This is a genomic window from Paenibacillus sp. W2I17, assembly GCF_030815985.1.
Taxonomy (GTDB): domain Bacteria; phylum Bacillota; class Bacilli; order Paenibacillales; family Paenibacillaceae; genus Paenibacillus.
This window is the reverse complement of sequence record NZ_JAUSXM010000001.1, coordinates 2,966,122-2,981,572: the sequence shown is the minus strand read 5'-3', so window position 1 is coordinate 2,981,572 and position 15,451 is coordinate 2,966,122. Positions and strand designations below refer to the sequence as shown.

Below are 15,451 nucleotides of genomic sequence, written 5' to 3'. Positions count from 1 at the left end.
CATTGATTTTCACGGAAAGACGGATTCCGCCTACCCATGTTCCACATATTAGCTGTCAAAAATAGCCTCTATCCCGAATTATAGCGCATTTCTAGATTTATTTCGATAATCGCGTTAGAATAAGGGATAATTCAGAATAAGGGGGATCAATAATGCTGAAAATCGGCTCCCACGTGTCCTTTTCGGACAAGGGATTATTGAGTGCAACGAAGGAAGCGTCCTCGTACGGTTCCAGTTCGTTTATGATATATACGGGTGCACCACAGAATACACGTCGCAAGCCAATTGAGTCCATGTATATTGAAGAAGGCAAGGTTGCCATGCAAGAGGGTGGAATGGAAGATATCGTTGTCCATGCACCGTACATTGTTAATCTTGGCTCATACAAAGATAATACGTTTAGACTGGCTGTAGATTTCCTTCAGGAAGAGATTCGTCGGACACATGCTATTGGTGTGAAGAACATCGTATTACATCCCGGCGCATTTACAGACAAAGATGCCCACTATGGGATCGGAAGGATCGCAGAAGGATTGAATGAAGTGCTGGAGGGTGTGAAAGACACGGATGTGAACATCGCTCTGGAGACCATGGCTGGCAAAGGTACGGAGATGGGTCGCAGTTTCGAAGAGATCGCTCAGATTATCGAGAAAGTAACATATAACGAGCGCCTGACTGTGTGTATGGATACATGTCACATTCATGATGCCGGATATGATATCGTTAATGATTTTGACGGTGTACTGGAACAATTTGATCGTACGGTAGGACTTGACCGCATTGCCGTAATGCATATTAATGATAGTAAGAATGCTGTGGGTGCGCACAAGGACCGTCATACACCAATTGGCTCTGGCTGGATCGGGTTTGAAGCGATTAACCGCATCGTCAACCATGAGAAGCTTCAAGGACGTCCATTTATTCTAGAGACACCTTGGATTGGTAAAGAGGCCAAAACACAGCGTCCAATGTATGAGGTGGAGATTGCCCTGCTTCGTGGGGATGTTGCCGGTCGATTCGGCCAGGATTTCCTGACAGAAGTAGAACAGTTGCAACACTTTTTCAAAGGTAAAGAGATTGAGTCTCGTTCGTATATTCTGGATGTGTGGACGTTGCTCAAGAATGATGCCAAAGCCAAAAAGGCAGATCCGCGCGAACCGCTGGAACGCCTCTATGACATGGTGACTGAAGCTGCTTTGTTCCCACATTTGAATGAAGAACAACTGAATCATCGCTTGATTGCATGGCTTGCGGGTTAATCCCGCAGGTCATGGCTTAATTGAAGGAGGAAGAATAACCCGATGGAGATCCACGCTAAACAAGTACGCCCTGATTCTAAAAACCGCGCCGATCGTGCGCGCATGCTTATTTCCTGTCCGGATGGTCCAGGAATTGTAGCTGCCGTATCTCATTTCCTGCACCAGCATGGTGCAAACATTGTTCAGTCGGACCAGTACACAATGGACCCTGCTGGCGGCATGTTCTTTATGAGAATTGAGTTTGATCTTCCGCAATTGTTGGTCAATTTGCCGAAACTGGAAGCTGATTTTGCAGAAGTGGCAAGTCGTTTCCAAATGGAATGGACGTTATCTGCGGTTAGCCGCAAGAAGAAACTGGCTATATTTGTATCCAAAGAAGATCACTGTCTGGTTGAATTGTTGTGGCAATGGCAGGCTGGCGATCTGGATGCTGATATTGCTCTTGTGGTCAGCAACCATCTGGACATGAAGGACTATGTAGAATCATTTGGCATTCCATATCATCATATTCCGGTTACGGCAGATACGAAGAAAGAAGCGGAACAGCGCCAACTGGACGTCATTGGCAATGATGTGGATGTGATCATTTTGGCTCGTTACATGCAGATTATCTCTCCGATGTTCATTGAGCATTACCGCAATCGAATCATTAATATTCACCATTCGTTCCTGCCAGCCTTTGTGGGTGGTAAACCGTATGCGCAGGCGTACAACCGCGGTGTCAAAATTATCGGTGCGACAGCGCACTATGTTACGGAAGAACTGGATGGCGGACCAATTATTGAACAGGACGTGCAGCGTGTAAGCCACGGGGACGATGTAACCGAGCTGAAGCGTATTGGACGTACCATTGAGCGTGTTGTGCTCGCACGTGCCGTGAAATGGCATGTCGAAGACCGTGTTCTTGTTCACGAAAATAAAACCGTCGTATTTTAAGCTCACGCTTCAATACTGTGCAAGGTTGATTCGGAACCACGTAATAGACTAACAAAAAGGCGACCCTAATTCGTTTACGAAACGGGAGTCGCTTTTTTTGTTGTGTTGATATACTTTCCGCACAAGCCAAGCACTATACCGAATAGCAGATGTCCTACAATCCAGTAGAGGATGGCGGACAGATCGTACAGGTCTGGCACACGTGATGACAATTGAGAGAGTGGAATGTAGAGCAGGGACGAGGCGGCACCAAGCAATATTCCTTTGAACATGGGACGCTCTGTGCGTCGTACCCACCACACATAGAGGATGCCGATCACAACGGACACAACAAGATGCAGAGAAAATTCAATGATTTCGGGTAAGGTTGGTGGAAGACCAGGCACAAAATCAATATTCAGCAGCAGGGTATATACTTGTTCACCTGTGCTGGCCTGAATCATTTTGAGGAAAAATCCTAGGACAACTCCGGAGAGAATCCCCGTTAAAATACCAGATATCCAGGGTAATGAGTGTTTTACCGATGTTGATGGGTGAGCAGCAGGATCTGGCATGATCTCGACCTCCTATGATTGATGCGTGTACATCTGAAAAGTAAACCACAGTCCGATTTTCGAATCCATATTAAGGAACATTATATGTGAATTGAGGATGAATATCTAAAAAATGCATGGTTTTCAGGTTAAAGGTTATACTTCATGCGATGGATTTGCGAGGCTCCTTAAGTCTGCTTTTGGAATTTAGTACCTTGTACAGTACGATTTTTGCTTGATAAGCCAAGGAATATTCATCACAAACAACCGATTTTTCACGAACTTCTAAAAGAAGGTTATGGAAAAGCTTCACGCCAAGTGATACAATACAAAAGTGAATAAGTCAAAATGAAACACTCAAGCGGATTCACTTATTGTGAAATTCGGTTTGCTTGTATGATGAGAGGGATTCGCTTGCGCACCCGACTTATCTAAAGACATGAGGAGGACAAACCATGACTGACAAGAACGAAGCGATTCAAAAGGACGAGAACACTACAATCGACAACCTGTCGATTACTACCGTACGTACTTTGGCGATTGATGCAATTGAGAAGGCAAATTCCGGACATCCGGGTATGCCTATGGGCTCCGCTCCAATGGGGTACCAACTTTTTGCAAAAACGATGACTCATAACCCGGACCACCCAACTTGGGTTAACCGGGACCGTTTTGTCCTGTCTGCAGGACATGGCTCCATGTTGTTGTACAGCTTGCTCCACCTGAGCGGATATGATCTTCCAATGGAAGAACTGAAACAGTTCCGTCAATGGGGAAGCAAAACACCGGGTCACCCGGAATTCGGGCATACTGCAGGTGTTGATGCAACAACCGGCCCACTGGGTCAAGGTATTGCAATGGCTGTAGGTATGGCGATGGCTGAAGCTCAACTGGGCGCAACATACAATAAAGACAAATTCAACGTAGTTGACCACTACACTTACGCAATCTGTGGTGATGGTGACTTGATGGAAGGCGTATCTCATGAATCAGCTTCCCTGGCTGGACGTTTGCACTTGGGCAAACTGATCATGTTGTTCGACTCCAATGACATCACGTTGGATGGTAAATTGGATCTGTCTTCTTCCGAAAGCATCGCGAAGCGTTTTGAAGCTTATGGCTGGCAAGTGCTGCGCGTTGAAGATGGTAACGATCTGCCTGCAATCGAAAAAGCAATTCAGGAAGGTCAAGCAGATACACTGCGTCCTACACTGATCGAAGTTAAAACGGTTATCGGTTATGGTAGCCCGAACAAACAAGGTAAAGGCGGCCACGGCGGTACTCACGGATCTCCACTGGGTGCAGACGAAGCCAAATTGACTAAAGAGTATTACAAATGGGTTTACGAAGAAAACTTCCACGTACCAGCTGAAGTTCGCGATCACTTTGCACAAGTGAAAGATCGTGGTATCTCTGCTAACAAAGCCTGGGACGAGAAATTTGCCGAGTACAAAAAAGCTTTCCCTGAGCTTGCAGCTCAATTCGAAACAGCGATTAACGGCGACCTTCCAGAAGGTTGGGACCGTGATCTTCCTAAATATGCAGCAACAGACAAAGCTCTTTCCACTCGTGTAGCATCCGGTAACGCTCTGAATGGTCTGGCACACAACGTGCCACAACTGACAGGCGGATCTGCTGACTTGGAAAGCTCCACAATGACTCACTTGAACAACCTGGAGAACTTCACACCTGAAGATTACTCCGGCCGTAACATCTACTTCGGTATCCGTGAATTCGGTATGGCTGGAGCGATGAACGGTATGGCATTGCACAGCGGTGTGAAAGTATTCGGAGGTACGTTCTTCGTATTTACCGATTACCTGCGTCCGGCTGTTCGTCTGGCTGCCCTGATGGGATTGCCTGTAACGTATGTTCTGACTCACGACAGTATCGCTGTTGGTGAAGACGGTCCTACGCACGAACCAATCGAGCAATTGGCATCCCTGCGTATCATTCCTAACCTGACGGTTATTCGTCCGGCTGACGGTAATGAAACTTCGGCTGCTTGGGCTTACGCGCTTGAGAACAAGAGCAATCCGGTTGCACTCGTACTCACTCGTCAAAACCTGCCGATCCTGGAAGGTACGGTTGAAGGTTCACGTGAGAACGTGAAACGTGGTGCTTATGTTGTCTCTGATGCAAAAGATGGCAAAGCGGTAGCACAAATCATCGCTACAGGTTCTGAAGTGCAATTGGCTGTTAAAGCTCAAGCAGCACTTGTTGAACAAGGCATCCAAGTTCGCGTAATCAGCATGCCAAGCTGGGATCTGTTCGAGAAACAAGACAAAGCTTACAAAGAGTCCGTTCTTCTTCCGGATGTTAAAGCTCGTCTTGCAATTGAAATGGCTTATCCAATGGGCTGGGAGAAATATGTTGGAGATCAAGGTGACATTCTCGGAATCAGCACATTTGGTGCATCCGCGCCTGGCGACCGTGTTATCCAAGAATATGGCTTTACAGTGGACAACGTGGTTAGCCGCGTAAAAGCATTGCTGTAATAGAGGTTGTTCAAAAAGTCTGCTTTTGATTACGAAGGATGCCTCACGGCATCATCAGCGTCGAATATGGGATTCAGCCGAAATGTCCGTTGCTCACGTAGTTTTCTCCTACGCTCCGCTAGTCCATTTCTAGCTTCATCCCATCTTCTCGGTACTGAAAACCTGACTTTTTGAACACGCACTTATAGCTTCATAAGCGCTGCTATGGTTGGGAGAGCTTCATGCTGTCCTGATCCATGGCAGCAAGTTATTTCCGCAGAGATGGGCGGTGACTCGTTATCGCCCTAATCTGTTTTGCCTTTTGTTTTCATTAACTTCAGGGGAGCGGGTACGCATGTCACAATTCGATCAAGTCAGTGTAGTGAAAGAGGCCAACATTTATTATGATGGTCAGGTAACCAGCAGAACGGTTATTTTGGGGGATGGCAGCAAAGTGACTCTGGGCATCATGCTTCCAGGCAGTTATGAGTTCGGTACGGATTCCCGTGAAATTATGGAGATTCTGTCCGGAGATCTGAAAGTATTGCTTCCCGGAGAAGAAGAGTGGCAAGAGATTCAAGGTCAAGCTACGTTCCACGTGCCTGCCGAATCCAAATTTAAACTGGAGATACGCAGCGTTACTGACTACGTCTGCTCGTACCCGGCGGAATAACATAAGAAGGGTAAGCAGAACCGCAACCCGCGGATTCGGTTTACCCTTTTTGCTTCTTGAATTCTAACGACAAAGTTCGAGCTGCAAGCTTGTCAGCCCCGTGGATTTGAAGTATCCTTAAGGCAAGTTGTTTAGAATGGAATACGGACATAATATAAGAGGTTGTTCAAAAAGTCCGCTTTTGATTACAAAGTTTGAACACGCACTATAATCGAAATCAGGAGGTTTTTGAGATCATGGCAAAAAAAGTGACATTTGACTATAGCACGGCATTGCAATTTGTAAATCAGCACGAAGTGGATTATTTCGCAGAACCGATTCGTCTGGCTCACGAGCAGCTCCACAACGGAACAGGAACAGGCTCCGATTATCTGGGCTGGATTGACCTGCCAACGGCTTATGACAAAGAAGAGTTCGCTCGCATTCAAAAAGCGGCTGCCAAAATCCAAAGCGACTCCGAAGTACTGATCGTTATCGGTATTGGTGGATCATACCTGGGTGCACGTGCAGCGATTGAAATGCTGACTCACTCTTTCTATAACAATCTGCCAAAAGACAAACGCAAAACGCCTGAAATCTATTTTGCAGGAAACAATATCAGTTCCACATATGTAACTCATTTGCTGGATCTGGTAGAAGGCAAAGATTTCTCCGTCAACGTTATCTCCAAATCCGGTACAACAACAGAGCCGGCTATTGCATTCCGTATCTTCCGTGCAGCACTGGAAGAGAAATATGGTAAAGAAGAAGCTCGCAAACGCATCTATGCTACAACAGACAAAGCGCGCGGTGCACTAAAAGAACTGGCAAATGCAGAAGGATACGAATCTTTCATTATCCCGGATGATGTAGGTGGACGTTACTCCGTTCTGACAGCTGTAGGTTTGCTGCCAATCGCAGCAGCTGGTATCAACATTGAAGAAATGATGCAAGGTGCGGCTGACGCATCCAAAGAATACAGCAACCCGAACGTAGCTGAGAATGAAGCATATCAATATGCTGCAGTTCGTAACGCATTGTATCGCAAAGGCAAAGGAACTGAGATTCTTGTAAACTATGAGCCTTCCCTGCACTTCGTATCCGAGTGGTGGAAACAACTGTTTGGAGAGAGTGAAGGTAAAGACTACAAAGGGATCTATCCTGCTTCCGTTGATTTCTCTACAGACTTGCACTCCATGGGTCAATTCATCCAGGAAGGTAGCCGGAATATCTTCGAAACTGTTATTCAGGTTACTGAAGTTGCTGAGCATATCTCAATCAAATCCGATCCGGACGATCTGGATGGTTTGAACTTCCTTGAAGGAAAAACTATGGACTTTGTTAACAAAAAAGCGTTCCAAGGAACACTGCTTGCACATACAGATGGTCAAGTACCAAACCTGATTGTGAACATTCCAGATATGACTCCATATTCTTTCGGATATCTGGTATACTTCTTTGAAAAAGCATGCGGTATCAGTGGCTACCTGCTGGGCGTCAATCCATTTGACCAACCAGGCGTGGAAGCTTACAAGAAAAATATGTTCGCATTGCTGGGCAAACCAGGCTTTGAAGAAGAGAAAGCAGCGCTCGAAGCGAGACTTTCCGAATAATTCATCGGTCTGCTCATATAGTTGAATAAGGTAATGTAAATCTAACCGGGAATCACTGTTCGTATAAGAGGCAGGGTTCCCGGATGTAGATAACCAGGGCAGTTCGTCCGCGTTCGCGCGGTGAACTGCTTTCTTGTAAAATGGACTCAGGAAAAGATCAGAAAGTTGGATTTAGGATGATTGAACGTTATCGCACGGTTCGAGGACCGGGCAATCTGGAAATTGTAATCAAGAAGTCGCGATTTATCGGTCATATTATGCCGGTCACGACAGAGGAAGAGGCTGTTGCCTTCATCGATGAGATCAAGAAAAAACATTGGAATGCGACTCATAACTGCTCTGCATACATGATTGGTGAGCGGGACGAGATCCAGAAGCAATCCGATGATGGTGAACCCAGCGGAACAGCAGGGAAACCCATTCTTGAAGTGATCAAAAATCAGAAATTAAAAAATGTGGCAATTGTGGTTACGCGATACTTCGGGGGAATTATGCTTGGAGCTGGCGGGTTAATTCGTGCTTATACGGATGGAGCTGTAGCAGCCATTGAAGCCGGAGAAGCCATTACCAACGTGCTGCATCGTGAAGTGTTTGTTGAACTGGATTATACGTGGCTGGGTAAAGTGGAAAATGAGTTAAGAAGCCGGGAAGTCCGTACAGGTGAAACTGGATTCACCGATAAGGTTACGTTGACTTGTCTTCCGCCGGATAGTGAAACCGAGGCTTTTGTAGCCTGGATCACGGATTTGACGCAAGGGCAATCCCGGATCACGGAGGGACAGCGGCTTTATTTTATTGAAGGGGAATAAAATATATGGCTAGAAGAGCAGTCGAACAGGAGTTGTCGAGGGAGCGGATACTGGAGGCAGCGAGGCACCTTTTTATTACCAAAGGATACCGCGCCATTTCGATGCGAAGCATCGGCCAGCATCTGGGCTATAGTCATGGGTCGCTGTATTATCACTTTAAGGAAAAGGCAGAGCTGTTCTATGCCATCGTGGTTGAAGATTTTAATCATCTGGGGCATTTACTGCTGCAAGCCATGGTCAGGCCGGTTCGTGATGATGTGAGCAAGGTAGAGCACATTATGATGGAGTTTATTCGCTTTGGTCTGGAGAATCCATACCAATACGAAATTATGTTTATGATCAGGGACGAAGAATTGTTGTCTTATTGTCGTACCGAACAGGGACGTTGCTTTGAATTGTTTGCATCGATTGTAAGGCAGTATATGAATGAAGAGAACTGTACGGAAGAGGATATTCAAAGGGTACCGCGTACGCTATTTTTGGCTATGCACGGATTCATTTCTTATTACATTCAGGACCGTTTAACGTTTGTGGAGATTGAATCGTCTGCGCTGTCTCATGTCAAAGTGCTGTGCCGCAATCTGGGTCAGCAGCCTGGCGTCCAATAATGGCGCTATTGTTGCACCCCTACACTTCAGGGCGGTGATTTGTCATAACTTTAATTCTTTATAACGTTGTCTTGCGAAAGTTAGTATGCGCAGCAGACCAAGTCAGGCGGCTCCGACCCGGAATGAGGGTGGACCGCCTGTTTGTGTTTGCAAAAATGAACGAGTAGGTGGCAGGCCTATTGGACCCAACTAACCTTCCATGATTTTGAGAAAATACTCCCGCTCACGTGGTCCATCGAATTCGCAAAAGTAAATGCCTTGCCAGCGGCCAAGCAGCAATCTGCCTTCGTGAATAATCACCGTCTGTGATGGCCCTGTTGTGATCGACTTGAGGTGAGAGGCTGTATTGCCTTCGGCGTGTCGATACTCTGGGTGCTCCCAAGGGTACACTTCGTCAAGGCGCAACAATACATCGTGTTTCACATCCGGGTCTGCATTTTCATTGATGGCAATACCCGCTGTCGTATGTGGACAGTAGATAAGCACCGTCCCGTTCTGCACCCCGCTACTCTGGACAACCTGCTTTACGTCCCGTGTGATATCCTTCATTTCGTCTCGTGTGGAAGTGGATATATTCTTCGTATATAACATGTTAGATCACTCCTTATCATCTCTGTTCTTACCCTCGATTGTACCTTAACCACTACATACCAAACAAACCACATATGAAGACGGATATGTGAATCGCACAATAACGGAGAGGTCAGAAATAACCTGAAGAAGCGGAAGCTAAAAGCTTTCTGTAGGAAAGCTGCTTCGGAAGCATAAGCTGCGCCTTTATCACCGGATTTCCCCTTAAAAAGGGGATCAAAGAAATCTGGGGATAACAGTGATCGGAAGGTTGTTCTGGCCGCGCAGTGTACAGTGCGATTTTTATTAATCGTTCTCATATGTGGCCCAATTATATTCAATAAAAGCATTGACGATTAGCACTGCAAACTGGTAAAGTATCAGAAAAGCAAAACCAAGTAGACTAATGGGAATAATATTAAAGTAATATCATCCAACTTAGGAAAAATGTCGTATTAAAGCCAGGAAGACTGCCGACCGGAGCTAAAGCCGGAGGCTGGGAGGGAACGCAGCAATGAATACCGTTCTTCGTCATAAGGGATGGACTTGGGGATTCCGCAGTACCGTATTGTTATATTTTATCGTACTTATAGTACTTCCAATCATCGGTGTGTACGTCAATTCCTTCTCTGAAGGATGGAGCAACTTTCTTCAGAGCATTATGGACCCCATCGCGTGGAAAGCCGTACTGCTGACCATTCGGCTGGCCGTCATTGCCACGCTGATTAATGTGGTTTTGGGCACGATGATCGCCTGGGTGTTGACAAGGTATCGCTTTGTGGGCCGATCGTTTCTCAACAGTCTGGTTGATCTCCCGTTTGCACTGCCAACAGCGGTGGGCGGCTTGATGATTATGCTGCTTCTGGGTCCGGTCAGTGCCATCGGGAAACTGGCAGAATCCATGGGATTTGAGATTGTATTTCACCAGCCCGCCATTGTTATCGCGATGACCTTTGTCACGTTTCCGTTTGTTATTCGTGCGGTGCAGCCTTTGCTGGAAGAAATCGATCCTTCCGAGGAAGAAGCCTCGTACACGATGGGGGCATCCAAAGTTCGCACGTTCATGCAGGTTATTCTGCCGTCCATGGCACCTGGCATGATCAGTGGGGGGATGTTGGCTTTCTCCAGAGGACTGGCTGAATTCGGGGCTGTCGTGCTGGTGGCTGGTAACATTCCGGGAAGAACACTGACTGCTTCCGTATTTATCTACGGGGAGATTGAAAGTGATAATCCAACGGGAGCCGCTGCGGTATCCGTGTTGCTCCTGACACTCTCCTTCCTGATCCTCTGGCTGATCAATCTGGTGCAGATGCGGGGGAGAAGACGATGAGACGACTGTTAATCGGACTGACGTTTGCGGTATTTATTGTACTGCTGATCATCCCGCTCGGACGCATTTTTATTGGTGCATTTGAAGACGGGGCAGGCGGATTCCTGAAAGGGCTGATGCGCCCTGAGGCGTTACATGCCTTGATGATGACCGGACTGGTGGTTCTGGTGGTCACCCTGTTAAATACATTGTTTGGCATCATGATGGCTCTGTATCTGGTTCGTGCTGGATGGCTGAGTGAACGGATAAAAGGGCTGCTGAACAGCATTGTAGACCTGCCTTATGCCGTATCTCCTGTCATTGGCGGTTTGATGATTGTGTTGATGTTGGGACCTAACAGCATTATGGGCGCTTTTTTTGAAGGGATTGGATTCAATGTGGTCTATGCCTTCCCGGGTATGGTGATCGCAACGTTATTTGTTACCTTTCCATTGATGGTCAGAGAGGTTATGCCTGTCCTCCAGGAACTCGGTTCTCAGCAAGAGGAGGCTGCATCTACACTTGGCGCCTACGGCTGGAGAACGTTCTGGAGTGTGACCTGGCCTTCGATCCGCTGGGCAGTGGTATACGGTCTAGTCTTGACGGTTGCGCGCTCGCTTGGGGAATTTGGTGCAGTGCTGGTTGTATCCGGTAATATTATGAACAAAACGCAGACCGCAACAACCCTGGTGTATCAGGATGTTGAGAATTTTAATGTGGCTGCCGCAAATGGTGTGGCATTGGTGCTGGTAACCTTCTCCGTCGGGCTGCTGCTCATGATGGAATGGGCCAAGAAGCGAAAGGAAGTGCATTGATATGCATGTAGAAGTCCGTGATCTGAACAAACATTTCGGTGATTTTCATGCGGTAAAAGATGTCTCATTCGATATTGCCAAAGGCCATCTGATCGGTCTGCTTGGACCCAGCGGAGGTGGGAAAACGTCCATTCTGCGGATGCTGGCGGGTCTGGAGAATCCGGGTTCCGGTGAGATTCGCTTTCACGGAAAAGTCGTGAACCATCTGCCTCCACAGGAGCGGGGAATCGGATTTGTATTCCAGAACTATGCCTTGTTCAAACATATGACGGTATTTGAGAATATCGCCTTTGGACTCAAGGTCAAGAAGACACCAAAAGCCCAGATCCGTGATCGGGTGATGGAACTGGTTGAACTGACCGGGTTAAAAGGTTTCGAACAGCGCTATCCACATCAGTTATCTGGTGGGCAGCGTCAACGTGTTGCTTTTGCCAGAGCACTCGCCCCGGAGCCACAGCTGTTATTGCTGGACGAACCGTTCGCGGCCATTGATGCCAAGATCCGTCAGGAACTGCGTTCATGGTTGCGTGAGTTGATTGAGCGAGTGGGAATCACTTCGATTTTTGTAACGCATGATCAGGATGAAGCGATTGAAGTGGCGGACGAGATTATGATTATCAGTCAGGGTCGTCTGGAACAGAAGGGCACACCTTGGGATATCTACAAAAACCCTCAGACACCGTTTGTGGCTACATTTATCGGGGAGTCTACGGTTGTGGAGGATGCCTCCCAGTTGAAAGGATTCGAACATGCCGTCGAAGGTGAACATACCAAAGCGCTGATTCGACCGGAGTATATTGAAATCGGCTTGAAAAACGAATTCACCATGTTGTCTGCAACGGAAAAAGGTACAGTCAAACATCTTCATTTCCGCGGTAGTGAATGGATGGTAGAGGTGGACGTACAGGGTCATAAGTTAATCACATATCGTTCCCTGGAGAAAACGACATTGGAGATCGGTCAACAAATTCGAGTCCTTGTACACCGTGCATACCTGTTCAATGACTCCAACAGTTGGGTGGTTGAGAACCGACTGAAGGAAGATCCGATGCCGGTGATGATTTAGATCAAGTGGAAGAAAGGGGCTGCCCATGCAGACGAGGAAGAAGAAAGCCATACTCTTATATGCTGCCCTCATGCTTCTGCTCGTCTGCATGACCGCTGGATGCAGCAAGCAGGAGGAGTCAAGCGAACAGAACGAGCCCTCTGGTAACGATTCATCCAATACGCTGGTGATTGGTGCCTATAGTGTAGCGAAAGACGCTGTAGGCGAGTTGCTGCCCAAGTTCCAGGAGGAGTGGAAGGCAAAAACCGGACAGACAATTAACTTCCAGGAGTCCTACGAAGCTTCAGGTACACAGGCAAGAGCCATCGTTGGTGGATTCGAGGCTGATGTGGCCTTGCTCGCGATGGAGAGTGATATCGAGAAGCTGGTCAAAGCCGATCTGGTTAGCTCCGATTGGAAACAGACCCCTAATGAGGGCATGATCACCCGTTCGATTGTTGTTCTGGGCACAAGAGCAGGCAACCCGCTCGGGATTCATGATTTTCAGGATTTAACCAAGCCGGGAGTGAAGGTGCTCTACCCTAATCCAAAGACATCCGGGGGCGCACAATGGGACATTAATGCCATCTACGGTGCCGGATTGAAACTGTCGGAGGAGCAAGAGGGGAAGAAAGATCCTTCCGCAGCCAAGGCTTTTCTCGAACAGGTACATCGTAACGTTGAATCATTGGACAAGAGTGGGCGCTCTTCGATGGCGGCATTCGAATACGGTGTCGGTGATGTAATCGTCACGTATGAAAATGAATTGCTTGCCCGGATCGCCAAAGGTGTAGATTATGACATCGTCATTCCGAAAAATACGATCCTGATTGAGAACCCGGCAGTTGTGGTGAATAAATATGCCGATAAACATGGGAATCGTGAACTGGCGGAAGCTTTTGTCGCCTATCTGCGTACACCAGAAGCACAGCGCATTTTTGCCAAGCATGGTTTTCGTTCAGTAGATCCGGATGTATTTGCACAGACCGAGTCGACATTCCCAACGCCAGAAGGATTATTTGATATCAATTATCTGGGTGGATGGGATGAGGTACGCAGTACGTTGTACTCCAAACGCGGCGTGTGGTATCAGGTGCTCGCTGGATTATGAGTATTGCTGATGTAATCGAATAGTTAACCGAGCATGTGGATACTAAACCTTCATTTCAATGGAAGTAGAGATGGAGGTTTTTTACTGCCAAAAGGTTATAATAGAGGTATACTGAATCATGATTGTTACATAGTACTAGCAGGAAGGTGTGAGTTGGATGAGTTCAGAGATCAAATTATCCCAAAGTACAGCAATTCGACTGGAGCAGGCCCGCGGTAAGGGGATGCCTGAGGAAGAAATATTAAAAGCCATTCAAGCCAAAGATATTTCCGCTTTTGACGCCGTGTCTGAAGAGGAATACCGATATAACGAATTTTTCTCGTATGCGGACGAGCATGGTGAAAATCTGGAGGCAGCAGTAAAAGATGGGTACCGGATTACCTTTAACACGCGTGGTGGATTGGGAATCTGGTTAGAGAAAGCCTTCAAGGTACAGCACGAGAAAGACTTCACAGTGGGTGAAGGGATTGTCACCGGATTGCAGTTGAAACCGGAACAGGCAGAGGTGCTGGCGAAGCGACTTGCATCGAACTGGGTCATTACGGATTCGAAGGATGTACCTGCGGGTCAGGAACTGACGTTGAAGCTGCGGGCACTGGTATAGTTCCAGCGCGGAGTGGATGTGACTCGAATTAATTGGTCGTGGCCTGTTTAAAAGGTAAGGCCTGATCTTCATGCGGACGCCCCGCTTATAAGGTTGCACCACATGCTGACGAAGCGTACGCTCCCGAATGGAGCGAAGCATGGAATTAAAGTCTGAAGGTGAAGTGTCAGACCACAGACTGTCCCGAATTGCAGTGGATAACTGCAGCGGGATGGTCTTTTTTTTGCAAAAACAGAGGTGGACGATTACAATTTACATATCATTAATTCAGGGGGAATGCGGATTGAATCAGCTAACATTTCTGGGCACTGGCGATGCGATGGGCGTTCCACGTGTGTATTGTGATTGCGAAATATGTACAGAGGCAAGGCTTACGGGAGAGAATAAACGGAAACGTTCTTCTGTTCTGATTGACGGTGGTGGGGATGGTGCGAGGGAACAGTTCATGATTGACTGCGGACCAGACTGGAGATCACAGATGGAGGATCAGGGGTTACGTATGGTGCATACGCTGCTCATCACTCATGCTCATTTTGACCATATTGGAGGATTACCAGAATGGGCGGATGCATGCCGCTGGTTAGGGGTAAAGGGACGTTTGTATGCACCACGCGAAGTGATTGCTACCATTCAGGGACAGTTTCCCTGGCTGGGTCGTCATATGGACTTTCTCGAAACGGATGGCGGTATTGAACTAGGCGGCTGGAAGGTGCATTCCTGGAAAGTATGCCATGGACATAACGGGTATTCGTACGCCTATCGATTGGATCAGGGTGGGTATAGCTGGGCGTATTGTTCAGACGCCATTGACCTGAAGACATCCGAAAAAGAGCCGTTGCACGGACTGGATCTGCTGGTGCTTGGAACAAGCTTTGTGCATGAGCTTGCGGAATTCTCAACACGTTCGGTGTACGATATGCGCGAGGCGCAGGAGCTGCTGCGGGAACTGAAACCGGGTCATACTTATTTTACACATATGTCTCATGACGTCGATGTACGGCAGAATTATAATCTGGATCAAGGTATTACGATTGCCCTTACCGGGATGAAGGTGCCGCTTGGAACATTAAAGCTGGAAACGAATGCGTAACTCAACTTAATGAGCGTTAC

15 protein-coding genes are annotated in these 15,451 nt (G+C 47.3%); 13 read left to right on the top strand and 2 right to left on the bottom strand.

What is annotated here, in order from left to right; genetic code table 11:
• Positions 1–152: 152 nt before the first annotated feature.
• Positions 153–1,259 carry a deoxyribonuclease IV gene (locus tag QF041_RS13275; protein WP_017689987.1) on the top strand — a complete coding sequence of 369 codons (1,107 nt, stop codon included), beginning with the start codon at positions 153–155 and terminating at the stop codon, positions 1,257–1,259.
• A 42-nt stretch (positions 1,260–1,301) separates the two neighbouring features.
• Positions 1,302–2,195 (top strand): formyltetrahydrofolate deformylase, encoded by an 894-nt coding sequence (gene purU / locus QF041_RS13270; protein ID WP_017689986.1) that lies wholly within the window; start codon positions 1,302–1,304, stop codon positions 2,193–2,195.
• 74 nt (positions 2,196–2,269) lie between these two features.
• Here the strand turns inward: purU and QF041_RS13265 are convergent, their stop codons facing one another.
• Positions 2,270–2,749 carry a hypothetical protein gene (locus QF041_RS13265; RefSeq protein ID WP_307414538.1) on the bottom strand — a complete coding sequence of 160 codons (480 nt, stop codon included), beginning with the start codon at positions 2,747–2,749 and terminating at the stop codon, positions 2,270–2,272.
• A gap of 434 nt (positions 2,750–3,183) precedes the next feature.
• Between QF041_RS13265 and tkt the strand changes: the two genes are divergently transcribed.
• From tkt to QF041_RS13240, 5 genes are all read left to right on the top strand, one after another.
• Positions 3,184–5,226, top strand: coding sequence for a transketolase (gene tkt / locus QF041_RS13260; protein WP_307414537.1), 2,043 nt, complete (start codon positions 3,184–3,186; stop codon positions 5,224–5,226).
• 334 nt (positions 5,227–5,560) lie between these two features.
• Positions 5,561–5,878: a pyrimidine/purine nucleoside phosphorylase gene (gene ppnP, locus QF041_RS13255; RefSeq protein WP_017689983.1), complete on the top strand. Its 318-nt coding sequence runs from the start codon at positions 5,561–5,563 to the stop codon at positions 5,876–5,878.
• Positions 5,879–6,114: 236 nt separating this feature from the next.
• Positions 6,115–7,470, top strand: coding sequence for a glucose-6-phosphate isomerase (locus QF041_RS13250; protein ID WP_091015272.1), 1,356 nt, complete (start codon positions 6,115–6,117; stop codon positions 7,468–7,470).
• 176 nt (positions 7,471–7,646) lie between these two features.
• Complete coding sequence (locus QF041_RS13245; protein ID WP_036610785.1) at positions 7,647–8,279, top strand: YigZ family protein; 633 nt, start codon at positions 7,647–7,649, stop codon at positions 8,277–8,279.
• A gap of 5 nt (positions 8,280–8,284) precedes the next feature.
• The gene (locus tag QF041_RS13240) at positions 8,285–8,887 is read left to right on the top strand and encodes a TetR/AcrR family transcriptional regulator (protein WP_124113445.1); all 603 of its coding nucleotides are present in this window, start codon (positions 8,285–8,287) and stop codon (positions 8,885–8,887) included.
• A gap of 189 nt (positions 8,888–9,076) precedes the next feature.
• Here QF041_RS13240 and QF041_RS13235 read toward each other — a convergent pair whose 3' ends face one another.
• On the bottom strand, positions 9,077–9,478 hold the full coding sequence (locus tag QF041_RS13235; RefSeq protein WP_145320375.1) for a secondary thiamine-phosphate synthase enzyme YjbQ: 402 nt from the start codon (positions 9,476–9,478) through the stop codon (positions 9,077–9,079).
• A gap of 493 nt (positions 9,479–9,971) precedes the next feature.
• On the opposite strand from QF041_RS13235, the gene cysT reads away from it, so the two are divergent.
• From cysT to QF041_RS13205, 6 genes are all read left to right on the top strand, one after another.
• On the top strand, positions 9,972–10,787 hold the full coding sequence (gene cysT / locus QF041_RS13230; RefSeq protein WP_307414536.1) for a sulfate ABC transporter permease subunit CysT: 816 nt from the start codon (positions 9,972–9,974) through the stop codon (positions 10,785–10,787).
• Complete coding sequence (locus tag QF041_RS13225; protein WP_017689977.1) at positions 10,784–11,581, top strand: sulfate ABC transporter permease subunit; 798 nt, start codon at positions 10,784–10,786, stop codon at positions 11,579–11,581. Before cysT ends, QF041_RS13225 begins: the two co-directional genes overlap by 4 nt.
• 1 nt (position 11,582) lies before the next feature.
• On the top strand, positions 11,583–12,647 hold the full coding sequence (locus QF041_RS13220; protein WP_036610770.1) for a sulfate/molybdate ABC transporter ATP-binding protein: 1,065 nt from the start codon (positions 11,583–11,585) through the stop codon (positions 12,645–12,647).
• 25 nt (positions 12,648–12,672) lie between these two features.
• Positions 12,673–13,737: a sulfate ABC transporter substrate-binding protein gene (locus QF041_RS13215; RefSeq protein ID WP_307414535.1), complete on the top strand. Its 1,065-nt coding sequence runs from the start codon at positions 12,673–12,675 to the stop codon at positions 13,735–13,737.
• 157 nt (positions 13,738–13,894) lie between these two features.
• A complete protein-coding gene (locus tag QF041_RS13210) occupies positions 13,895–14,341 on the top strand; it encodes a hypothetical protein (protein WP_307414534.1) in 447 nt (148 codons plus the stop codon).
• Positions 14,342–14,624: 283 nt separating this feature from the next.
• Positions 14,625–15,431 carry an MBL fold metallo-hydrolase gene (locus QF041_RS13205; protein ID WP_307414533.1) on the top strand — a complete coding sequence of 269 codons (807 nt, stop codon included), beginning with the start codon at positions 14,625–14,627 and terminating at the stop codon, positions 15,429–15,431.
• Positions 15,432–15,451 lie beyond the last annotated feature (20 nt).